Here is a 23,058-nt window from a genome sequence, read left to right on the forward strand (position 1 = left end):
CGTCAGTTTCGGCTGGACAGTGCGAACTTCTCCACGAGATCTGCTGTGACAGCCACACTTTCGGCAGGTTTGGTCATCCGTGACGCGAGTTGACGGGCATTGTCGAGGTACTCCGGAGCCAGGACTGTACGCAAGTCAGCAATCAACGTTTTCTCGGTAGTCGCCACCAGGCGCCGGCCAGTGCCCACCTTCAGTCGCTTGACCCGCGCTCCCCAAAAGCCCTGATCCGGCAATATCCACAGAATCAACGACGGGCAGCCAGCCCGCAGCCCCGCGTTGGTGGTGCCTGCTCCACCATGGTGCACAACCGCGCGGCAGGCCGGGAAGATCTCGGCGTAGTTCATGGCGCCGACCACCTTGACATGGTCGAACTGCGGAACGCTGCTGAAGTCGGTGGAACCCGCCCCGATCAACGCCCGCTCCCCCAGTTGCGCGCAGGCCCTGGCGATCATCGCGACCATTTCACCGAAAGATGCGAGCGGCATGCTGCCGAAGCCGAAGAAGATCGGCGCTGTTCCCGCCGCGATCCACGACGCGACGTCCTCGTCGTCATCCGCCGCCAATTCCAGCGTCAGAGCGCCGACGAACGGCCGCTGGGGCGGAGAGTGCCTGTTCCATTTCGCCCAGTCGTCCGCGAGCCCGGGGTAGCAGACCGCATCGTAGGCCTGGATTTCCATCGCTCCGCGTTCGGCGATTCGCTGGGTCCAGTGGCCTGTGGACTTGGGCAGGCCGAGCTCGAGTCGCTGCGCGTCGTCGGCGGTCCGATGCCCGCGCCAGGTCAGGTGCTCCATTGCAGCCATCAACGCACGGCCCGCCGGTGCCGGCAGGAAGGGCACTAGGCGACCGTTGGCGCGCAGCGGGAAAATCTGCAGTGTGGCCAACGGAATGCCGTAGTACTCCGCGACATTGGCGGCGATGCCTTCGTAATTCATACCGGTGAGGATGAGGTCGGCATCCTCAGCCAGTGACATCAGCGTCTTGCCGGCCTCTTCTCGGCATTGGTCGATGGGGTCGGCGAGTTCGCGCATCAACCTGTTCAGTTCCTGCCCGCGCCAGGGCTTGCTGAAAAGCAGTGTGAAGTAGTCATGATGCGGCTCGATAACCTCCTCTACGGCCGGGCCGTAGGCGACGGCTTCAGGTCCAGCGGACGCAGCGAAGCCGACCATGTCGGGGGCCACAACCAAGCTGACGTCGTGCCCGCGGCGGACCAACTCGCGACCGACCGCCGCGAACGGTTCCACTTCGCCACGACTTCCCCAGTTCGCCAAGACAAATTTCACCGCGAGTCCTTCACCTGCAACGCACGTTGGCGAAAGTCTCGACAAGGTCTGCGGCAGCCGCAGCGCCTTCGGCGGGCTTGGTCATCTGGGCGGCGACCTGGCGAGCCCGGTCGGCATACTGCGGAGTGAGTATCTGGCGCAGATCCGCGACCAGCGACTTAGCGGTAGTGCGTGAAAAGCGGCGGCTGGTGCCCACTTTCAGCCGTTTGATGACTGATCCCCACATCTGACGGTCGGGTGCCGACCAGAGGATCAGCGTAGGGACACCCGCGCGCAAGGCACCTGCGGCGGTGCCGGCCCCGCCGTGGTGAACGATCGCGCGGCACGTCGGGAAGATCGCGGCGTAGTTCATCCGATTGACCACCTTGACGTGGTCGGCATGCGAATCAGCGCTGTTGAACCCGCTTGAGCCCGCACAGATCAATGCCCGTTCACCCAGCTGTGCGCAGGCGTCGCTGATCATGGCCAACGTGTCGGCGGGAGACCTCATCGACATGCTGCCGAAGGCAAAACAAATCGGCGGAGTACCCGCGGCAATCCACGAGGTGACCTCGTCGTCCGCCTGCGTGGCGACCTCCAAGGTCAGTGCGCCGACGAACGGCCGCTGGTCGCGCCAATTCGCCCACTCCTGCGCCAAGCCGGGAAAGCACGCGTCGTCATAGGCCTGGAGTTCCAGCGATCCGCGCTCCGAGATCCGACGCGTGGCAGACCTGGAGTCCTTCGGTAGCCCTAGTTCCTGGCGCTGCTCCTTCTCGGCATTGCCCGCCACGCGCGACGTAATCCACCAAAAGGCAGCCATTGTCGCCCGACCTAACGGCGCAGGCAGAAATTGCAGAAGCTGGCCGTTGGGGCGCAGTGGATAGTAATGAAGCGTGACCATCGGGATGTCGTAGTACTCCGCGACATTGCCGGCGAGGTCCTCGAAAACCTGGCCATGGAACAACAAATCCGCGCCTTCGGTCACGGACATCAACGCGTGGGCGAGTTCCGACCGGCATCGTTTCTGGAATTCCCAGTCTTCGCGGTACATCTGTCGCTGACGGCTCAGTTGCCAAGGGCGGTGGGCGGATTCGCCCTTTTGGTTCGCCCCGGAATTCTTTGCCAGCGCCATCTGGGAATCCGGGCCATATGCGACGGCTGTGAACCCCGCCGATTCGACGAAGGCGATCTGGTCGGGCGGGACGGCCACCAGCACCTCATGCCCCCGGCGCGACAACTCGTATCCGACTGCCAGGCATGGCTCGACATCGCCTCGAGTTCCGTACGCTGCCAACGCAACTTTCATCGCGGCGTCTCCGTTGTTCTAGGTGCGGCGGTCGGCGCTGGCGCGGCCGGCGGGGTGGATCCCGCCCCCGATTCCTGGGCCGTAGCCTTTCGCCGCTCGAAGCGAGACTTGAGTGCGATCGCCGGCTTCTCGACGACGAACCAACTCACTGCGGCAAGTGGCACAGTGACAGCGGTTGCGACGATCGCGAAGACAACCGGACTCAGAACGGCCAACCCACAGATGACCAGCAACTGCTGGATAGGCCACGCATAGACATACACGCCATAGGACAGATCGGTTCGTAGCCGGAACCGCCTGTTGTGGATGAGCGCGCCCGTGACGATGACGGCGTAGGCCAGTGGAAGCGCCGCGAGTACCCGATAATTGGGCAGAAAGCTCGACACAAGAACGATGGCGACACTCAGTACCACCAGCGACCATCGAGCCGGAATAACGTTTCGGAACTGGTAGATCAACGCGCCGGCCAGGAACATAAGAGCGAATCTGGCGACGATCGCTTGCACAAAAAGCGTGGCGGTGGCCGCGTCCATCTTCTGTTGTGACTCTGCAAGATCCGCGAAGACGCTCCACGCCGGCAATCGGATCGACCACAACAGCGTCAGCGCGAACAGTGTGGGAATGAACCAACGACGACGCAACAAACCAACCGCACCGAACACCGCAACAGCGATGTAGCACAACACTTCCCAGATCAGAGTCCAGAGTGAACCGTTCCACACTCCCGGCACCGGGATGCCGGACGGTGTAGCACCGACTCCTTGCTGGGTCAGCATCACCGCGCTGTTTCCGACAACGTATTCGAACGGCGCGGGAGACAGCAGCAACTTCCCCGCCGAACCGCCCTGGATGGCCACCCCGATCGGAGCGATCACAAACGCTGTGACGATCAGGCAAAACCACAGGCCGGGCAGGATCCGCAGCCCGCGAGCGACGAAATATTGGCGGACTCGCGGATGCCTGAACCAACTCCATGTGATCAGGAACCCGGAGATCGTGAAGAATCCGTCGACCCATACGTCCCGGAGAAGCTGGTGGGCGGGCGCGAACGACAGGTGGCGACCCGTGAGCAGCCAGGAGTGGTACACGATGACACCCGTGGCCATGACCAATCGGCAGGCGTTGAGTGCATTGCGTCGAGGATCGAATGCGCTCTCCAGGCTCCCACCGCGGGGGACGACGGGGGCGCTGTCAGCGGCGGATTTGGGCTCAGCGGTCATCCCGACCGATCCCTAGCCGAATTCTTTGAGGTACCACGGGTTGGCCCGCGCCCACTCGATGGTGCGGCGGATCCCTTCCTCGACGTCGACCTTCAGACGCCAGCCCAGCTCCCGCTGCGCCTTCGTCGAGTCCGGGATGCGGCGAGGAATGTCTTCATACCGAATGCCGAAACGTTCTGCTGTATCGACGGATTCGGCGCTGGACACCCCGTCGACAGCGGCAAGCTTGATCGCCAGGTCCACCGCCTCACGCATGGTCGTCTCGGTCATGCTCCCGACGTTGAAGGCCTCGCCGATCGCCGCGTCGCTCTCGGCGGCAAGCAAAGTTCCCGCGACTGCGTCATCGACGTAGGTGAAGCAGCGAGTCTGTTCACCGGAGTCGTACAGCAGAGGCCGGCGACCATTGAGGATCCGGTGAACGGTCTGGGACACCACGAAGATCGGATTCTGGCGCGGGCCATAGACATTGAAGTACCGGACCACCGTCACCGGCAGCCCATGGGCGGCGTGCATCGCGAAGACCAGATGCTCGGCCATGCCCTTGCTGGTGCTGTAGCTCCACCGCGCAGTCTTCGTCGAACCGAGAACACGGTCGTCGTCTTCGGCCCACGGCGGGTTGGGGTTCTTGCCGAACACCTCCGATGTGCTGGCGAACACCACTCGTATTCCATTGCGGTGGCTCAGTTCCAGCACGTGGCGAGTGCCGATGACGTTGACGTCGAGAACCTGAAGCGGATCGTTCATGTAGTTCTTTACGCCGACCACCGCCGCCAAGTGAAACACCGTGTCGACATCGGGAGTCAGGGCTTCCTCAAGCGCCGCGAGATCGGTGACATCGCCCTGTACGAACCGGAAGTTGGGATTTCGGTCGAAGTCCAGGCTGCTGTCACGCGTGTTCTTCGCGAAGTCGAAAATGGTGACAGTGTCGCCGCGTTCCAGCAGTGCAGTCACCAAGTGCGATCCGATGAAACCGTAGCCGCCGGTCACGACGACATTGGACATAGTTGCTCTTTCGTTTTGCGTGTGGGTGGGCGAATAACTTTGAGCCGCTTAGCGACCGATCCCCTTATAGACGAAGCCCGCCGCCCGGGCGGCCGCGGGGTCGAAGCTATTGCGGCCGTCGAGGAACACGCAGCGATCGGCCGCGAGGTCCGCGAGCCGGACCAAAGGAATCTGGTGAAATTCTCGGTGACCGGCAAGGACCACCAGGGCGTCGGCGTCCTTGACCGCGGATTCGATGTCCGGGCTCAGCGGGATCTTGGTCACAGTGTGGGCCTCTTCATCGGGCACCCATGGGTCGTGGACGGTCAGCTGGCAGCCGGACCCTTCGAGTAATTCGACGACGTACTTGGTGGGGGTGAGCCGGCAGTCGCCAGTGTTGTTCTTGAACGCAATGCCCAGTACCGCGATCTTGCTGTTTTCGATCGCCTTGCCCTGATCGGCCAACAGTTGGGTCAGCAAACCATAGGTGTAGCTGGGCATCGTGTCGTTGACCGTCCGCGACGTCCGCGGCACCCGCAACTCCAAGCCCAGGTTCTCGCCAAGGTGGTTGACGAACCACGGATCCTTCGTCAAGCAGTAGCCGCCGACACCCATGCTGGGCGACAGAATGTTGACGTTGTGCATGCCTTTCGGCATTGAGTTCGCCGCGGCGATGACCTGGAGCACGTCCATGTCGAGGCGGTCGCAGACCTTGGCCAGTTCGTTCGCCATCGCGATGTTGAGGTCAATCCAGAGGTTGTCGGCGAGCTTGACCATCTCGGCCGTACGCGGATCCTCGACGACGATCGATTCCAGCCCGAGGGCGTGGCGCCACAGCGTGGCGCAGCTGCGGGCGCTGCGCTCGTCGACGGCGCCGACCACGACGGGGATCGACGTCAGCTCACGGATTGCCTGGCCTTCAGCGAGCCGCTCGGGGCAGAACGCCAGCCCGAAGTCGACGCCGGCCTTGAGGCCCGACACCTCTTCCAATATCGGCTGGACGAGGGTTTCGGTGGTGTCCGGCGGCACGGTGCTCTTGAGAATCACGAGGTGGCCGGGGCGCAGGTGCTCGCCGACGGCCCGCGCTGCCGCCTTGATGTCGTCGACGATGGGCTCATAGTCCGGACCGAGCGGGGTGCCGACGGTGACGATGATGAAGTCGTTGTCCGCGACGACGCTGAAGTCGGTGGTGGCCCGAAGGCGGCCGACCTCGACACTGCTGGCAACAATGTCGCCGAGGCCCGGCTCAGGCACATGACTCTTGCCCTGGTTGATCTCGTCGACGACATGCTGTCGTACGTCGATTCCCGTCACCGGCCAGCCACGGTCAGCCAGCACGGCGCCGATCACTGTGCCGATGTAACCGAAGCCCACCACGGCGATCCCCGACCGCATGCCGCGTACCAAAAGGTCAATCTCAGCGTCGCTACGTCCGAACGCGCCTCTAGACATTGCCGTTCTAGCTCCTTCGACTTCCCCGCGCGTCCTGGAATTAACCGGGTCTCCCGACCACGGTTGGTCGGGACGCAGCCTAATCGAATATTGACGACCTCGACCTGGAATTCGGACGGCTGCCCAAAGTGATCAGCTACGGCATTTCAGCCGCGCAAATGCTTCCACCCGGTCAGCGGCGGCAGCAACGCTGTCGGCGCGCGTCATCATCTGCGGAGCGATCTCGCGAGCGCGCGCCGCATATTCGGGCTTCAGGATTCGTTTCAGATCCTTGACCAGCGATTTTTCGGTTGTGGTCGAGAAACGCCGCCCAGCGCCGACCTTGAGCCGTTTGAGCTGAGCGGCAAAAAATGGCTGATCGGGCAACGTCCAGAGCACCAATTGCGGAACGCCTGCCCGCAGGCATGCAGCCAGGGTGCCCGAGCCGCCGTGGTGTACCACCGCACGGCACGTCGGGAAGATCGTCGCGTAATTCACCTGGCCGACGACCTTCACGTGGTCGCCGTGCGGCACGTTGCCGTAATCGGTGCCGCCGGCACCGACAATCGCCCGCTCCCCCAACTGCGTGCAGGCCGCATCGATCATGGCGATGGTGTTTGCTGGCGATCCGATCGGGACGCTGCCGAACCCGAAGAAAATCGGCGGCGTTCCGTCGGCGATCCACGCCGCGACCTCGTCGTCGGCATCCGTCGGTGACGCCATCGCCAGCGCACCGACGAACGGTCGCTCGCCGGCCCATTGCGACCATTCGCTCGCCAGGCCCGGAAAGACCAATTCGTCGTAGGCCTGGATCTCGAGTGATCCTCGCCCTGCGATCCGCTGCGGAGCGGGGCTGGAGGCGTTGGGCAGGCCCAGGTCGCGGCGCTGGGAGTCCTCACCCTTGCGCGTGCCCCGCCACGCCGTCCATTCGTTCACCTTCATGGCGATGCGGCTCAGCGGCGCGGGCAGGATCGGCATCAACTGACCGTGCACCCGGTACGGGAAGTAGTGCAGGGTGACCAGGGGAATGTCGTAGGCCTCGGCCACGTTGGCGGCGGGCTGCTCGAAGATCAGGCCGGTGAGCAGAAGGTCGGCCCCCTCGGCCACCACAGCCAGGGTCTTCGTCATCTCCGCCCAGCACTCCTCGGCAAACTGCGCGGTTTCTGCAGCCATCCGGTTGAGCTCTTTGAGCTTCCAGGGGGTGCGACCGTAGAGCGTGAAGTACTTCCACTGCAGCTCCAGGATGGCTGTGGAGTCCAGTCCGTAGGCAACGGCGGGCAGTCCAGCGGCCTCGGCGAAGGCGACGAGATTGGGCGGGACCACCATGCGTACGTCGTGCCCTCGGCGCAGCAGCTCACGGCCGACCACGACGGCGGGCTCGATATCACCGCGTCCGCCGTAGCTCGACAGGACCAATTTCATCGCCGGTTGTGGCCTTTCCGTCGTCCTGTGCCCGCAGTGCCAGGAGCAACGGCCATTATTACCGTTTTTTTGACGGGCTAGTCAGCGTTCGGCCATGACGTCGGCTCATCGTTGATACCATCCCGAATCGCCCAGACCAGGCCATCTTTGGGCCACCACGCTGAGGAGCCCGATTTTGGCTGACGGCGCATTGAGCGCGCGCGACATAGAACGTCTCGAGTGGGACGTGATTGTCGTGGGCACTGGCATGGGCGGCGGGACGCTCGGATACTCCCTGGCCCGCGCGGGACGCCGAGTGCTGTTTGTCGAAAAGGGGCGCTCCACGCTGCCGGGCGTACCGGGAACGATTCGCTCGGCAATGCCCGAACTGGCCGAACCGGCAGCAACCCGTTCCGCGGCGACCTACTACGACGCCTTGGCTCGCGGCGGGCGCTCGACGGATGAGGTCGAAGACGTCAGCGGACGCTCCGCCAAGCGCTTTGTGCCGTTCATCGGCAGCGGTACCGGCGGCTCCTCGGCGCTCTACGGCATGGTCTGCGAAAGGTTCTTCGCTCAAGATTTCACTCCCCGGCAGAACTTCACCGATCCCGGCGAATCGACCGTGCCCGAGGCCTGGCCTGTCACCTTCGACCAGATGCGGCCCTGGTACGCCGAGGCCGAGAGACTTATGAACGTCCGGGGCGAGCCTGATCCGCTGCGGCCGGAGGAGGCGAACGTCAATCTCCCTGCCGCACCCCCATTCTCGAACGACAACCAGCCACTGGTCGACTATCTGACGGGTCGCGGGTTGCATCCTTATCACTTGCCGATGGCCTGCGACTACACCGACGACTGTGCGACCTGTCAGACCTTTCTGTGCTCCCAGTCGTGCAAGAACGACTCCGCGCGCAACTGCGTATTGCCCGCCGTCACCGAGCACGGCGCCCAGCTGCTAACCGAATGCCGGGTCGTGCGGATCGACGCCGACCGCACCACGGCCCGGCAGGTGGTCTGCGAGCACCCGTCCGGCCAACTGACCTTGCGCGCGAAGGTGGTCGTGCTCGCCGCCGGCGCGCTGGCCACCCCCGTGCTGCTACTCAATTCCCGATCGGGTGACTGGCCCCGTGGGCTGGCAAACGGGTCGGACTGGGTGGGGCGCAACCTGATGCGTCATCTCCTGGACCCGGTCGAAATCTGGCCGCAGACGGACTCCACGATCACCGCCGCCAACAAGGAGATCGGGCTCAACGACTTCTACTTCTATGAGGGCCAGAAGTACGGGACCGTGCAGTCGTTCGGCGCGATACCGCCGATGGAGTGGCTGCTGAACCGTCCCGGTCCGCAGGGCAGAGCACTACGCCTGATGCGCCCGGCGGTGCGCCGGGTCTACGAAAAGTTCTTCACCGGCGGGCTGATTCTGGCTGCGATGATGGAAGACCTCCCCTACCTGGACAACCGGGTGCTGCTGTCGGATCACCCGGGCTCCGACGGGCGGCAGCGGATGCGGATGCAGTACCGCTTGCACGCCAATGAACTTGAACGCCATTCGGCCTTTTTGCGGTTGTTCAAAGGGGTGCTGGAACCGTTCCGCACCCGCGGTCTGGGCAGCGGCAAGGAAAACTCGAATATGGGCCACGTGTGCGGCACGTGCCGGTTCGGTGCCGATCCCACGACCAGCGTGCTGGATCCGCAGAACCGCGCGCACGAAGTGGACAACCTGTACGTGGTGGACACCTCGTTCTTTCCGTCCAGCGCCGGCCTCAATCCGAGCCTGACGGTGGCAGCCAATGCGCTGCGTGTGGCTGAGCATGTGAACCAGGCGCACTTCGCCACCTGAGCTATGGAGTAGGTCCTAGTCTGTCCGGAAACCTGGAGGTGAAAACGTTGGGCGTTGTCGATAGCGGGACCGTGGGTCGGACGAACCAGACGGTGGATCGGACGAACATTCATCGCCTGTGGCGATTGGTCCTCATTGTCATCGCGCTCGGTGTCGCGACGGCGTGTTACTTCGCACCAATACTTCTCATCGCGATTGGCGTGCTGGCAGTCCTGCTGCTCTGCGCCCGCCTGATATATCGCGGCCGAGACCGCTACATCCCCAATCTGTATGCGCGAGATATCAGGGTTTACGACGACGAGTACCAAGCGTTCATTCGACGGTCGCTTCCAGAGATTCGCAGCCAAAAGATTCCAGGGCATCCACTGTTATGGGAAGCATCGCGGCTGCCGGAGCCGACTACTGAGAATTCCGACGAACTACTGCTCGATCTCGGCGTCTGGATCGGATGGTCGACACGACTCACATCGGATGCATCGGGCCGGACGGTGTACGGGTTCGATACCTTCGAAGGACTGGTGGAAGACTGGCAGATCGAGGACCAATTCTTGATCAAGCAGGGCACCTTCTCTCTGTCAGATCCGCTGGCGAAGCGCTTCATCCACGACACCGGTGTGACCTTGCAGGACGGCGTTCCTGCAACACTCGGGCGCAAGGTGCAGTACGTCAAGGGAAGCACCTATGACACGCTGGCTCCCTTCCTGGCTGAACGGCCGCAAGCCCCGATCAGGCTATTTCACATGGATCTGGACACCTACGAAAGCTGCCTGCACGGGCTGGAAACGTGCAAGGACCACTTTGTCGAGGGCTCGATTCTCGTCTTTGACGAGTACCTGGTCACCAACGGAGAAATGCGGGCATTCTTTGAGTTCCAGAATCGCTACGGCCTCGAATGGCGTTATCGCTCTTGGGGTCTCGAGGTCGGCGAGATGAATGCCGAGATGGTGACCGCGCCTTGGAAGCGCGCCATGTACTACCTGGCCGCGATCACCATGCACCTGCTGGACGGTCGCTACCTCTGGAAGTTCCTGACCAAGCGCTATTGGCGCTTCTGGCTGGGTGCACCTATCGGCGACATCGCCTTCATGCTCGGCGCAGCCGGATTGCGAAAGTCGGTGAGTCTTGAGATCACCGGCCTGGGAAAGCTCGATCCAACGCGGCGATAACCACACCCCTTGCCGAGGTGGTTGATCGTGAGCCGGGACAACAGCTTTAGCCCCGCCGAGGAGCGACAGGGTACGCACGCGGAACAGAACGGGTTCCGACTCGATATCGAGGGTTTACGCGCAGTCGCGGTGGTGGCCGTGGTCCTGTTCCACGCTTCGGTACCCGGCCTCGGTGGCGGGTACGTCGGTGTCGACGTGTTCTTTGTCATCTCGGGCTTCTTGATCACCGGGCTGCTGTGGCGTGAGGTGAGCGGCACCGGCTCTGTAGGGCTGCGCGCGTTTTACGGCGCGCGGGCGCGCCGACTGCTGCCGGCCTCGGCTGCGGTCGGCGTCGTCACGATGATTGCCGCGACGTTCCTCCTACCGCCGCTGCAAGCACCAACGGTTCTGTACGACGGGATCTTCAGCGCGTTGTACGTGAGCAACTACCGATTCATGCTCGACGGCGTCAACTACTTCAGCGCTGCCAACCACCTGTCACCTTCGCCGTTCCTGCATTATTGGTCGCTGGGTGTCGAGGAACAGTTCTATCTGGTGTGGGCGCCTTTGATCCTTGGCGTGACCTGGTTGATCCGGTCGGTTCGCCGGGCAAGGAAGAGCCCGCAATCTGGTGTCGCCAAGACGCAACGCCCGTATCTGGTCGCTCTAGCCCTGGTCGCGGTTATGTCCTTCGGGATGTCGTTGGTCCTCACCGACGTCGTGCCCGCCGCCGCGTTCTACTCGCTGCCCACACGAGCGTGGCAACTAGCGATCGGTGGGCTTGTTGCTCTCGCGGCCCGCCATTGGCGCCGGCTTCCTGCCTTGCCCGCAGGTATCGCGGGATGGGCCGGATTGGCACTGATCCTGTTGTCCTGCACCTGGTTCAGCCCCGCCACACCCTTTCCAGGCACCGCCGCATTGCTGCCCACGCTCGGCGCGGCACTGATCATCGGCGCCGGCTGCGCCACACCGACGCAGGGTTGCGGGCGCTTGCTGGGGCTGCCACCGATGCGTGCCATCGGCCGCATCTCCTACTCGTGGTACCTATGGCACTGGCCAGTGCTGGTGTTGGCTCCCCTCCTGGTTGGCCACTCATTGGGATTGGTCGCCCGGTTGATCACGGCTCTGCTATCCGCCGGGCTGGCTTGGCTCACAATGCGATTCATCGAAAACCCGCTGCGCTTTCGGCCGAGCATCCGTCACTCCCCCTGGCGCAGTCTCGGTCTCGGCGCCACGGCCACCGCTGTCGCGGTCTGTGCCGGTCTGGCGCTGCTGCAAGTCGTACCGACCACGGTCGGGCGAGGCGCCCCTAGGAAGCAACTGGCTGTCACAGCGTCTCCCGCGCAAGAAGGAGCCGGCCTCGACGCTTATGACGCCGCTGTGCGCCAGGCCTTCGCTCAAGTACAAACCGCACTCGTCGCCTCCGCCGGCATCCAGTCCGTCCCATCGAATCTTGTTCCTCCGCTGGCGAATGCAGCTCTCGAAGACAAGGACGTGTACCTTCGCGGCTGCATGCGCGACTTCCTCGAGACCGGTCACCCGGAATGCGCATCGGGCGATACGGCCTCAGCCACCACAGTGGCGCTGATCGGCGATTCTCATGCCGCGATGTGGAATCCAGCATTCCAGCAGCTCGCTGCTTTGCGCCACTGGCGGGTTGAGACCTTGGCGAAAACCGGCTGTCCACTCTTGGACCTGCCTATCAGCAGCCCGCTACTGCACCGGGAGTACACCGAGTGTGAGCAGTGGCGTACCGAGATCATCAACCGGCTGCGTACGGAGCATCCGCGACTTGTCGTCCTCAGCATGTGGCGCGGATATGGTTCGGTCGGCTGGCCATCGGGATTCACGTCCTACGATCCGGCCTGGCTCGACAGCCTGACCCGCATGGTCCACCAGCTCCGCGACAGCGGCACGCAGGTCCTGGTTCTCGGCCCGATCCCCGATCCCCAGTCGGTGGTGCCGGTCTGTCTGTCTGCCCACCTGAATGACGCGACAGCCTGCGAGCCACAGCGTTCCAGTGCTGTCAATGCGTCCGGGATCGCTGCAGAGGCCGCAGCTGTCAAGTCTGGCGGCGGACACTACGCCGACCTCACCGACCTGTTCTGCACCGCAGACCGCTGCCCGGTCATTGTCGGCAACACCTTGGTCTATTTCGATTGGAATCATCTGACCCTCGAATACTCCCGAGCGTTAAGCCCGGTCATCGGGACCTTGACTGATCGGGCGCTCGCCCAGGGCTAAGCAGGCGGTGCAACAGCCGGAGAACTTCGCCGGCCGAGACGCGCTTTCAACGACATCGCAGGCTTCTCGACCAGGAACCAACTCAAAGCCGCCAACGGCAGGGTCACTGCCGCGGCGATGATCGCGAAAACGGGTGGAGCCAGGAAGGCGAGTCCGCAGATGACCAGGATCTGCTGAATGGGAAACGCGTAAATGTAGACGCCATACGACAAGTCAGTCCTCAATCGCAGGCGCGGATGGTGGATAAGTGCACCCGAAACCACGAGCGCATATGCCAACGGGAATGCCGCAATCCAGCGATAGTTGGGCAGCAGACTGGCTGCCAGAACGATCCCGACACTCAGCGCGACGAGTGACCAACGAGCGGGAATGACGTTGCGCAATTGATACAGCAGCGCACCAGCGAGGAACATTGCCGCGAATCGCGCAGCCGCGCCCTCAGCGATCAGTATCTGAGTCGCCGCGGTCATCGGTGGCCGTTTGTCGGGCGGCGCTTCGACGATGGCACTCATCGACGGCAGCTGGGTGGACCAGAGCACCGCCAATGCCAGCAGCCCTGGAATCACCCATCGCCGGCGGATTAATCCGGTCACTCCGAGAATCGCAATGGCGATGTAACACAGCGCTTCCCAATAGAGCGTCCACAGCGAACTATCCCACTCGCCCGGCAGCGGAACTCCCAGAGGAGTGCCGGAGATATCGTTTTGCTTGATCATCAACGCACTGTTATTCAGGACGTAGTGGACCGGCCCAGGCGACAGCAGGAGCTTGCCAGGAGAACCGCCCTGGATCGCCACACCGATTGGTGCGATGACGAACGCGACGACAACTAAACACACCCAGAACGCTGGGAGTATGCGCAACCCTCGAGCGGCGAAATAGTCACGCAACCGCGGTCGCCGAACCCAACTCCAGGTGATGAGAAATCCCGAAATGGCGAAGAACCCGTCCACCCACACATCTCGCAGCAGTTGGTGTGCCGGCTCGAAGGATATTGTGCGGCCGGTGATAAGCCAAGAGTGCCAGAGAATGACGCCCGTCGCCATCGCCAGTCGCCACGCGTTGAGAGCGTTGTTTTGAGGGTCGAATACCTCTGCGAGCGTGCGCCTTCCCGAGCGACTGACACTTTCATCTTCGTTGTCACCAACGACTTTCGGGTCAGCGCCCATCTCAACAAACTCGATCCACGCGAACAAAGTTTTCTACCAAATCAGCAGCGGCAGCTACGCTTTCGGCAGGCGTTGTCATCTGAGACGCGAACTCCCTAGCTCGCATGACATATCGCGGGGCCAATACCTTCCGTAAGTCCGCGATCAATGACTCTTCGCTGGTGCCGGCGAAGCGCCGCCCGGTACCCACCTCCAACCGTTTGAGTTGCCTGGTCCTAAGCCCCTGATCGGGCAACGTCCACAGCCCCACCTGGGGGACGCCCGCCCGCAGACAGGCGGCGATGGTGCCTGCGCCGCTGTGGTGCACGACCGCGCGGCAGAGCGGGAAGATCTCCGCGAAATTCACCAGACCCACCACCTTGACGTGCTCGGGGTAGGAGATCGTGCTGAAGTCGGTGGAGCCTGCACCCACCAACGCCCGCTCACCCAATTGTTCACTGACAGCACTGATCATCGCGATCGTGTCGACCGGGGAACCAACCGGAACGCTGCCGAATCCAAAAAAGATCGGTGGTGTGCCGTCGGCGATCCACGATGCGACCTCGCCATCGGACTCCGTCGCTGACTCAAGGGTCAGCGTGCCGACAAAGGGGCGCTGGCTCCCCCAACTCGCCCACTCCGCCGCCAGGCCGGGAATCCACGCCTCGTCGTACCCTTGAATTTCCAGCGAGCCACGTTCGGCGATTCGTTCCGGCCACGGCCCTGTCGCCTCCGGCAACCCAAGCGCACGACGCTGAAGGGCTTCGACGTCCTTGACCGGTCCGCTCCACGCCATCCGCTCGTATGCCTTCATCACCGCCCTCCCCACCGGCGCCGGCAGCAGCGGCAGGACCTTCCCATTGGCTCGGGTCGGAAAGAAGTCCACCGTGACCAAGGGGATGCCGTAATACTCCGCGACGTTGGCCGAGAACTGCTCGAATCCGTAACCGGCGATGATCAGATCAGCGCCCTCCGCCAGAGATGTCAGGGTCGCGAACGCTCCCTCCGTCCAGCACTGGGTGACGATATCCCCGATTTGAGCCCCCAGCCACTTCAGATCCTTTTGTTTCCAAGGCATTTGAAAGAAGCACGTCCAGTAGTCGCGTTGGGCGTCCATCATCGCTTGCGATTCATCGCCCCACGGCACCGCCGTGAGTCCGGCCGCCTCGGCGAAGCCGACCACGTTCGGCGGGACCGCGATCGTGACGTCATGGCCTCTGCGCAGCAGCTCACGACCGATGACGACTGAAGGCTCGACATCGCCGCGGACGCCATGGCAGGCCAGAACCACCTTCATCGCGGATCTAGCCTTCCAAGATCATGCGTAGGCACATGAGTCAGCTCGGCTCACGGATCGGAAGTCCTGCGGCGCGATAGACCGCGTCGATCACACTCATGTTTTCGACCGCGTCCTGGGGCGATGTCCGTACCGGCTCGCCGCGCAGCACCGAGTCCGCGAACGCCTCCAGCTGGAAGGAGTAGGTGGGACGGCGCGAGAAGCGCTCGGTCCTCTTTCCATTGGCCGACCGGATCGAAAGCCTCGGGAACAGGTTGGGTGCCGCAGGACTGAGCCAGCGCAGTTCGCCGTCATCCCCCACGACTTTGGCGTTGGCGCGAAACAGGTTCCCCGACCACAGCGCGCACTGCAGTCGGCCGGTGTGGCCGTCGGCGAACCGCAACTCGGCCTTCATCGCTCGGTCCACCTGGGGCTTCTGAAGTTTCGCCTGTGCGGAAACAACTTCCGGAGTCGAACCGCCGAAGGTGCGGGCCATATTCGTCACGTAGCTGCCGGCGTCCATCATCGCGCCGCCGGCCATGGCGTAGTTGTAGCAGTTGGCCTTGAACGTCGGCAGCATCACGCACAACGTGACATCCACCCGCTGCAGCGTGCCCAGCTCCCCCGAGGCGATGATCTGCTCAACACGCCGGGTCAACGGATGGTGGCGGAATTGAATCGCCTCCATCACCACGCGGTCCGATTTGGCAGCAAGATCGGCGATTTCCTGGGCTTCAGCGGCGTTCGCCGTGAACGGTTTCTCCACCAGCACGTGTTTGCCCGCGGCCAGCGCCGCCTTGGTCCACTTTCCGTGCATGCTGGTCGGCACCAACACGTAGATGGCATCGATGTCCGGATCGGCGAGCACCGCCTCATAGCTGCCGTATGCCTTGGCGATGCCATGCTTGGCGGCGAACTCATCGGCACTGGGCTGATCGCGGGCCCCTACCGCGGCCACCACAACGTCGCGGTTGCCCTTAGCTGGGTTGATCATCGTCGTAGGCGCAAAGCTAGAAGCACCCAAGATGCCGATCCGAACCGGGCCGCTGTCTGGCATGGGCCTCTCTCTCTGTGTCAAGCCACCGCGGCGATACTAGAAGACGCTCTAACTAGCGTGGCTGGAATTGACATTCCCGTCAGCAACAGCTCAACTCGGCTCGCGCACGGGTAGGCCCGCGGCGCGGTAGATCGAATCGATGACGGTCATGTTCTCGATCGCGTCCTCGGGCGTCGTCCGCACCGGCTCGCCCCGCAGCACAGCAGCGGCGAACGCATCCAGCTGATACGCGTAGGTGGAACGGCGTGGGAAACGCTCCACCCGTTTGTCGCCACCAGTCCGTACGGAGAACCGGTTGAAGAGATGCGGCAGCAATGGGTTGAGCACATACAACTCGCCGCGGTCACCAGTCACCCGCAGGCTTATTCTCAGCAGATCGGCCGACCACATCGAGCAGCGGAGCCGCCCGGTGTGCCCGCCGGGGAACCGCAACTGCGCCGTCATCGCCCGGTCCACGTTGCTGTCACGCAACTTCGCTTGTGCGGAAACAACTTCCGGAGTCTCACCGCCGAACGTTCGCAGCATGTGCACCGCGTAGCACCCGGCATCCATGGTGGCCCCACCGGCAAGGCCATAGTTGTAACGGATGTCGGAGAACTTGGGCAGCGGAAAGCAGAACGCGGCATCCACCCGCTGCAGGGTGCCCAACTCCCCCGAGGCGATGATCTCCTGCGCCCGCAGGGCAAACGGGTGATAGCGGTAGTGGAACGCCTCCATCACCACGCGGTCCGACGCCGCGGCCAACTCGGCGACCTGTCGGGCCTCGTCGGCATTGGCGCTAAAGGGCTTCTCACACAGCACATGCTTGCCGGCCTCGATCGCAGCGCGGGTCCACCTGCCGTGCAAGCCATTTGGCAACGGGTTGTACACCGCATCCACGTCTGGATCGGCGAGCAACGCCTCGTAACTGTCATGTACCCGGCCGATGCCGTGCTTGGCCGCAAAATCCTGGGCCCGCGAAATGTCACGCGCAGCCACCGCGGACACCACAACCTCGGCATTGTCCTTCGCCGGATCGATCAACGCTGCCGGCGTGATGTGGGCTGCCCCCAGAACGCCGATCCGCAACCGGTCCGCCACTAGCTGTCGAACTCGAGAAGGGTCAACGTCGCGATGGTCGGCCAGTTCATGCCAACCCAGCGCCGCAGCGGCCGGTGTATTGGCAGCCCCTGCGTCTTCGACAACAACGTGTCGAACACCGGGCCACGACCCCGGGGCAATTGCAGGTCATGCACTGCCCGCACGCCCGGCACGGTGCCGGCCAGCTTGCCGAGTTCACGCACGGTGAGACTGAACGGCGTCCTCGGCCAGTCGCCGCGCATCAACTTCCATAACCGTGGTCGTGCAGCCAGCAGCGCCTGCGACTTGGGCGGCAGGTCGAACATCATCTGGCCACCCCGGAACCGGCGCGCGCACTCCGCGATCAGGCTGAGCGCCTCGCTGGGCTCCAGATAGGGCAGCAGACCCTCCGCAGTGACGAACACACCGTGATCCGGTCCCACCTGATCCATCCAGCTGAAATCCAGAACCGACTGAGCACATGCCGACATCCGGGGCGAGTGCGGAAGCAGCTGCTCGCGCAGCGCGATATTCGGCGGCAGATCCACTGTCAGCCAACGAAATTCATTGCCGAGACCGGCAGCATCGAGGCGCCAGAAGCTGGTCTGCAGCCCTTCACCGAGGGCGACCACTGTGGCTTGCGGGTGTGCCGCGAGATAGTTGCGTGCGCCGTGGTCGAAAGCAAGTGCGCGCAGCGCGAGATCTTGCCGGTCGGCAGAAAGCTTGAACCTGCTGAAGTCGTAGTCCAGCGAATCGACCAGACGAATCGCCATCGGATCGTCGACGATCGCGTCGGCACGCCGGGCTTCGCTTGCACGGCACCACAACGTCACCAGCGCCGTATCGGTTACCGGCATGACGTCGGTCATCGGGCAGGTGCTCCTTGCATAAACTTCTTCACCTCGCGCACAGCTAACATCAGTTCGCCAAGTTCCGGCGCGCAGGTTGCCGTGGTGAAGGGTACGCCAACCCACGATTTCGTAGCACCGATTACGGATTAAGGCCCGGGGGTTGTCGCATAAACTCTGGCCGTGTTTGCCGCCCGAGACAGCCCCGCGCCGCGGGTCGTGGTGGTCTCAAACGTCAGCAAGTTCGGCGGCGGCGGCGTAGTCGGATTCCGCGACATGCTGCTGGCTCTGCGGACCAAGCGGCCCGACGTGGATCTCGTCGCGGTGATCCCACAAAAGGGAGACGTCGCAGCGCGCTGTATCGACGACGGCATCCAGACAAAGATCGCCTGGACGCCGTGGTGGGGCTTTGGCAAATGGTCGCGCTCCCGAATCGACCCGCATGTGCTGATCGGCTGGCTGCCCTACACCCTGATACTCCTGCCTGGCATTGTGCAGGCATTGACGTTTTTTCGCCGGCGCCGTCCGACGTTGGTCCTCACCAACACCATGACCATTCCCTCGCACGCCATCGCCGCCAAGATCCTCGGCATCCCGCACTACTGGATGGTCCGCGAGTTCGGCAGGGACGACCATCAGCTCTGGTTCCTGTTCGGCTACCGCAGGACGGTCCGCATGGTCGGCTGGCTGTCGGAGTCGGTGATCTGCAATTCGCACGCCGTTGAGCAAGCGATGCTCACGTTGGCCCCGACGATGAAAACGCATGTGCTGTATCCCGTCGTCGACACCGACCTGGGCACGCCACCCCAGCGTCAGCCTGGCGAGCGCATGCGCACCGTGCTTGTCGGTTATTTCTCCGACGCCAAGGGGCAGAACCTGGCCATCGAGGCCATAGCGATTGCCCGAAAGGCCGGGGTCGATATCGAGTTGACGTTGGTGGGCACCGGGAGTCACCAGCCACTTCACAGCCTTGCCGAAAGCTTGGGCGTCGCCGATCTGCTCACCATTCACGGGCCCACGCCGGACCTGCGGCCCTACTGGGCCGCCGCCCATGTCGGTCTGATGTGCAGCCAGAGCGAGGCGTTTGGCCGCGTCACCGTCGAGGCCATGCGAGCGGGGCTGCCGGTGTGCGGAACGAACTCGGGTGGCACCCCGGAGATCATCGAACCTGCCGTCGCCGGATTGCTCAGCCCGGCCGGAGACGCACACGCCCTCGCGGCCAACCTCATGACGCTGGAAGCAGACGAGGATCTACGCCGACGGCTCGCCCACGGCGCGTTGGAATCGTCTCAGCGCTTCCAACGAGACCGCCACGACGACGAACTCGCCACCTTTCTTGGCCTGCGTTGATAGCATCCCGAATCGCCCAGATCAGGCCAGTTTTGGGCCATCTCAACGAGGAGCTCGATTGTGCCTGACGGCGAACTGACTGGACGCGAAGCCGAACGCGTCGAGTGGGACGTCATCGTCGTCGGTGCCGGTATGGGCGGCGGCATGCTCGGCCAGCGGCTTGCACGTGCAGGCCGCCGAGTTCTGTTCGTGGAAAAGGGACGCTCGACGCTGCCCGGGACACCGGGAACTATTCGCTCGGCAATGCCCGAACTGGCTGAGCCGCAAGCCTCCCGGTCGAAGAAGACCTACTACGACACCCTGGCTCGTGCCGGACGCAGCAACGACGAAATCACCGATATCAGCGGCCGGCGCCCGAGGCGATTCGTGCCCTACATCGGCGCCGGCCCCGGCGGATCATCGGCCCTCTACGGGATGGTCTGCGAACGGTTTTTCGTCGACGACTTCACTCCGCGCCAGTTCTTCACCGACCCCGGCGAATCGACTGTTCCGGAGTCCTGGCCGATCACCTACGAGCAGCTGGCGCCCTGGTACGCGGAGGCCGAGAAGCTACTCGGGGTTCGGGGCGATGCTGACCCCTTACGGCCGGAAGCAGCCGACCTCCGGCTACCCGCGGCTCCGCCCTTTTCAGCAGACAACCAACCGCTGGTCAACTATCTGGCCGGGCGCGGGTTGCATCCCTATCACCTGCCGATGGCCTGTGACTACACCGACGATTGCGCGACCTGTCAGGCCTACCTCTGCGCGAAGGGGTGCAAGAACGACGGGGCCCGCGCCGGTGTCCTGCCCGCCGTCACCGAATACGGCGCTCAGCTGTTGGACGAATGCCGAGTCCTGCGGCTCGAGTCCGACCGCACCCGGGTACAACGGGTGATCTGTCAGCGCCGCAACGACATGCTCGCACTCAAAGCCAAGGTGGTGGTGCTGGCCGCCGGTGCGCTGGCCACCCCGGTGCTGCTGCTCAATTCCCGGTCCGGCGATTGGTCGCGTGGACTGGCCAACGGCTCAGACATGGTGGGCCGCAACCTGATGCGCCACGTGATGGACTGGATCGAGATCTGGCCGCAACGCGGCAGCAAGATCACCGCTGAAAACAAGGAAATCGGGCTCAACGACTTCTACTTCATCGACGGCCAGAAATACGGCACGGTGCAGTCGGCCAGCTCGATGGCCTCGTTGGCACCCATCGACATGATGATGAACCAGCCAGGCTGGGTATCGAAGGCGCTGCGGTGGACCAGCCCCGCAGCCCGCCCGATCTACGACCGGGTGATCAGCGGCGGACTGGTACTCGCCGCGATCATGGAAGACCTTCCCTATCGGGACAACCGCGTCCTGCCCAGCGATCGGCCCAGTACCGATGGCCGACAGCGGCTGCGACTCCAATACCGCTTGCACCCGAACGAGAAAGAACGCCGCGAGGTGTTTCTGAGCGCGCTCAAGGACGTCTTACAGCCGTTCCGAACACTTACTCTCCGCACCGGCGAAAACAACGGAACCCTGGGCCACGTGTGCGGCACCGTCCGCTTCGGTACCGATCCCGCTACCAGCGTGCTGGACCCCCAAAACCGGGCACACGACGTGGACAATCTCTATGTGGTAGACGCGTCGTTCTTCCCGTCCAGCAGCGGTATCAACCCGAGTCTGACCGTCGCCGCCAATGCCTTGCGGGTCGCCGAGCACATCCACAGCGCGCATTTCGCCAGTTGATCTGATCGATAGCATCACAGGAGTGGATTTGTTCGTGCGCGAATCCGGCCCAGTCGATGCTCCCGCCGTCGTCTTCCTACACGGCGGGCTCATGAGTGGCTGGACCTGGCAGCCCGTGGTTGAACGGATGCAGAACTACCGCTGTCTGGTCCCAGATTTGCCCCAGTACGGCAAGAGTTTTCATCACGGCCCCTTCGAGATGACTAGAGCCGCCTCTGCGGTGGCCGAACTCATCCGTGCCAGAGTCAACACCGGCCGAGCCCACCTGGTGGGCTATTCCCTCGGAGCCCAAGTTGGCGTGCAGCTGCTTGCAACCGAGCCGCAACTCATCGACCGGGCGGTGCTCAGCAGCACGTTCGTCAACACGATGCCCGCTGTTCAACTGACGCGACGCCTGGCGGGGCTGCTCGCCCGTACCGCATGGGCCCGATGGTTCGTGATAAACCGGCACTGGGACACCCATTACGCCGCCCAGAACGCCAACTACCGGGACGACGCACGCCTCAATGCGGGCCCGCAACTCGCCCACATCGCCGTGGCGTCTGCGGGATTCACCCTGCCAGCCGGGCTCGACAAGGCAGATTTACCAACGTTATTCGTAACCGGTGGCCAGGAACTGCGAATCGCGCGCCGCTGGGCCGCTACGCTCGCCCATTCGATGCCCAATGGAGTAAACGGCGTAGCGACCGACATGAGACACGATTGGCCGCAGCGCGATCCCGACCTCTTCGCCTGCACCGTCGACGCCTGGCTATCGGGGAGTCCCCTGCCGCCCGAGATCGGACTGGCGACGCGCTAGGCCGGCTCGCGGACGGGAAGGCCGGCAGCACGATAGATCGCATCGATCACGGTCATGTTCTCGACCGCCTCTGCGGCAGTCGTTTTCACCGGTTCACCACGCAGCACCGCCGCGGCGAAGGCCTCCAGCTGGTAGTCGTAGGTAGTGCGCTTTCCGAAGAAGCGTTCCTTACGGTGGCCATCAGCGGATCGGACCGAGAACTGCTGGAACGGAATGACCGGATTGAGCCGCAGTTCACCTCGATCGCCGACCACCCTTGCGGTGTAGTGCGGCGGGTCGGTCGACCAGAGCGAACACTTGAGCCGGCCGGTATGTCCACCGGCAAAACGCAACTCGGCTGTCATCGCCCGATCGATACGGGAGCCGCGTAGCTTCGCCTGTGCGGAAACGACTTCCGGGGTCGAACCGCCGAACGTGCGAAGCATGTCGACGACATAGCTGCCGAGGTCCATGAGCGCTCCGCCGCCAAGGGAGTAGTTATAGGCGTTGGCCGAGAACTTCGTCAGCCAGAAGCAGTCGGCCGCTTCCACCCGCTGCAGGGTGCCCAGTTCGCCTGAGGCGATGATCTGCTCGACGCGCGCCGCGAACGGGTGATAGCGGTAGTGAAATGCCTCCATCACCACCCGATCTGACCGAGAAGCCAGATCGGCAATCTCGCGCGCCTCATCGGCGTTTGCCGCAAAAGGCTTCTCGCACAGGATGTGCTTGCCTGCCTCGATTGCCCCGCGAGTCCACCTGCCATGCAACGCATTTGGCAGCGGGTTATAGATCGCATCCACGTCCGGATCGGCGATCAACGCCTCATAGCTGCCATGCACCCGGCCGATGCCGTGTTTGGCGGCGAAGGCTTCGCCACGCGACACATCACGGGCGGCCACCGCTGCCACGACAACCTCGGCATTTTTCGTCGCCGGCTTGATCACCGCGGCAGGTGCGATGCGTGCTGCGCCCAGAATGCCGATCCGTACTGGGGCGCCGTCAGGCATG

The 23,058-nt window shown here is 63.5% G+C and carries 18 protein-coding genes; 6 read left to right on the plus strand and 12 right to left on the minus strand.

Annotated elements, in window-relative coordinates:
- Positions 1-2: 2 nt before the first annotated feature.
- From CG716_RS26695 to CG716_RS26720, 6 genes are all read right to left on the minus strand, one after another.
- Positions 3-1,280 (minus strand): glycosyltransferase, encoded by a 1,278-nt coding sequence (locus CG716_RS26695; protein ID WP_094484157.1) that lies wholly within the window; start codon positions 1,278-1,280, stop codon positions 3-5.
- A gap of 10 nt (positions 1,281-1,290) precedes the next feature.
- A complete protein-coding gene (locus tag CG716_RS26700) occupies positions 1,291-2,565 on the minus strand; it encodes a glycosyltransferase (protein WP_094484158.1) in 1,275 nt (424 codons plus the stop codon).
- Positions 2,562-3,785 carry an acyltransferase family protein gene (locus CG716_RS26705; protein ID WP_094484159.1) on the minus strand — a complete coding sequence of 408 codons (1,224 nt, stop codon included), beginning with the start codon at positions 3,783-3,785 and terminating at the stop codon, positions 2,562-2,564. The genes CG716_RS26700 and CG716_RS26705 overlap by 4 nt, the downstream gene beginning before the upstream one ends.
- A gap of 12 nt (positions 3,786-3,797) precedes the next feature.
- Positions 3,798-4,787, minus strand: coding sequence for an NAD-dependent epimerase/dehydratase family protein (locus tag CG716_RS26710; protein WP_094484160.1), 990 nt, complete (start codon positions 4,785-4,787; stop codon positions 3,798-3,800).
- Between the two features lie 48 nt (positions 4,788-4,835).
- Positions 4,836-6,218 carry a nucleotide sugar dehydrogenase gene (locus CG716_RS26715; protein WP_094484161.1) on the minus strand — a complete coding sequence of 461 codons (1,383 nt, stop codon included), beginning with the start codon at positions 6,216-6,218 and terminating at the stop codon, positions 4,836-4,838.
- 132 nt (positions 6,219-6,350) lie between these two features.
- Positions 6,351-7,619, minus strand: coding sequence for a glycosyltransferase (locus CG716_RS26720; RefSeq protein ID WP_094484162.1), 1,269 nt, complete (start codon positions 7,617-7,619; stop codon positions 6,351-6,353).
- A 175-nt stretch (positions 7,620-7,794) separates the two neighbouring features.
- Between CG716_RS26720 and CG716_RS26725 the strand changes: the two genes are divergently transcribed.
- From CG716_RS26725 to CG716_RS26735, 3 genes are read left to right on the plus strand one after another with little or no spacing between them, the layout of a single operon-like run.
- Complete coding sequence (locus tag CG716_RS26725) at positions 7,795-9,435, plus strand: GMC oxidoreductase (protein ID WP_094484163.1); 1,641 nt, start codon at positions 7,795-7,797, stop codon at positions 9,433-9,435.
- A 47-nt stretch (positions 9,436-9,482) separates the two neighbouring features.
- Complete coding sequence (locus tag CG716_RS26730; protein ID WP_094484185.1) at positions 9,483-10,601, plus strand: class I SAM-dependent methyltransferase; 1,119 nt, start codon at positions 9,483-9,485, stop codon at positions 10,599-10,601.
- Positions 10,602-10,625: 24 nt separating this feature from the next.
- Positions 10,626-12,824, plus strand: coding sequence for an acyltransferase family protein (locus CG716_RS26735; protein ID WP_094484186.1), 2,199 nt, complete (start codon positions 10,626-10,628; stop codon positions 12,822-12,824).
- Here the strand turns inward: CG716_RS26735 and CG716_RS26740 are convergent.
- The 5 genes from CG716_RS26740 to CG716_RS26760 all read right to left on the minus strand — a co-directional run bounded on the left by CG716_RS26740 (position 12,821) and on the right by CG716_RS26760 (position 18,233).
- Positions 12,821-13,993: an acyltransferase family protein gene (locus tag CG716_RS26740; RefSeq protein ID WP_094484164.1), complete on the minus strand. Its 1,173-nt coding sequence runs from the start codon at positions 13,991-13,993 to the stop codon at positions 12,821-12,823. The two genes, CG716_RS26735 and CG716_RS26740, sit on opposite strands and share 4 nt — an antisense overlap.
- A 1-nt stretch (position 13,994) precedes the next feature.
- On the minus strand, positions 13,995-15,269 hold the full coding sequence (locus tag CG716_RS26745; protein WP_094484165.1) for a glycosyltransferase: 1,275 nt from the start codon (positions 15,267-15,269) through the stop codon (positions 13,995-13,997).
- A 40-nt stretch (positions 15,270-15,309) separates the two neighbouring features.
- On the minus strand, positions 15,310-16,305 hold the full coding sequence (locus tag CG716_RS26750; protein WP_094484166.1) for a Gfo/Idh/MocA family protein: 996 nt from the start codon (positions 16,303-16,305) through the stop codon (positions 15,310-15,312).
- Between the two features lie 90 nt (positions 16,306-16,395).
- The gene (locus tag CG716_RS26755) at positions 16,396-17,385 is read right to left on the minus strand and encodes a Gfo/Idh/MocA family protein (protein WP_094484167.1); all 990 of its coding nucleotides are present in this window, start codon (positions 17,383-17,385) and stop codon (positions 16,396-16,398) included.
- Complete coding sequence (locus CG716_RS26760) at positions 17,385-18,233, minus strand: class I SAM-dependent methyltransferase (RefSeq protein ID WP_094484168.1); 849 nt, start codon at positions 18,231-18,233, stop codon at positions 17,385-17,387. Before CG716_RS26760 ends, CG716_RS26755 begins: the two co-directional genes overlap by 1 nt.
- Positions 18,234-18,395: 162 nt before the next feature.
- Between CG716_RS26760 and CG716_RS26765 the strand changes: the two genes are divergently transcribed.
- Genes CG716_RS26765 through CG716_RS26775 form a run of 3 tightly spaced genes read left to right on the plus strand, consistent with a single transcriptional unit; the run spans position 18,396 to position 22,071 of the window.
- Complete coding sequence (locus tag CG716_RS26765; protein ID WP_094484169.1) at positions 18,396-19,562, plus strand: glycosyltransferase family 4 protein; 1,167 nt, start codon at positions 18,396-18,398, stop codon at positions 19,560-19,562.
- A 60-nt stretch (positions 19,563-19,622) separates the two neighbouring features.
- The gene (locus CG716_RS26770; protein ID WP_094484170.1) at positions 19,623-21,272 is read left to right on the plus strand and encodes a GMC oxidoreductase; all 1,650 of its coding nucleotides are present in this window, start codon (positions 19,623-19,625) and stop codon (positions 21,270-21,272) included.
- Positions 21,223-22,071 carry an alpha/beta fold hydrolase gene (locus tag CG716_RS26775; protein ID WP_094484171.1) on the plus strand — a complete coding sequence of 283 codons (849 nt, stop codon included), beginning with the start codon at positions 21,223-21,225 and terminating at the stop codon, positions 22,069-22,071. Before CG716_RS26770 ends, CG716_RS26775 begins: the two co-directional genes overlap by 50 nt.
- Here CG716_RS26775 and CG716_RS26780 read toward each other — a convergent pair.
- Positions 22,068-23,057, minus strand: a complete 990-nt coding sequence (locus CG716_RS26780) for a Gfo/Idh/MocA family protein (RefSeq protein WP_094484172.1) — start codon at positions 23,055-23,057, stop codon at positions 22,068-22,070. The genes CG716_RS26775 and CG716_RS26780 overlap by 4 nt on opposite strands.
- Between the last annotated feature and the right edge of the window lies 1 nt (position 23,058).

It is taken from the genome of Mycolicibacterium sphagni, assembly GCF_002250655.1.
GTDB lineage: Bacteria > Actinomycetota > Actinomycetes > Mycobacteriales > Mycobacteriaceae > Mycobacterium > Mycobacterium sphagni.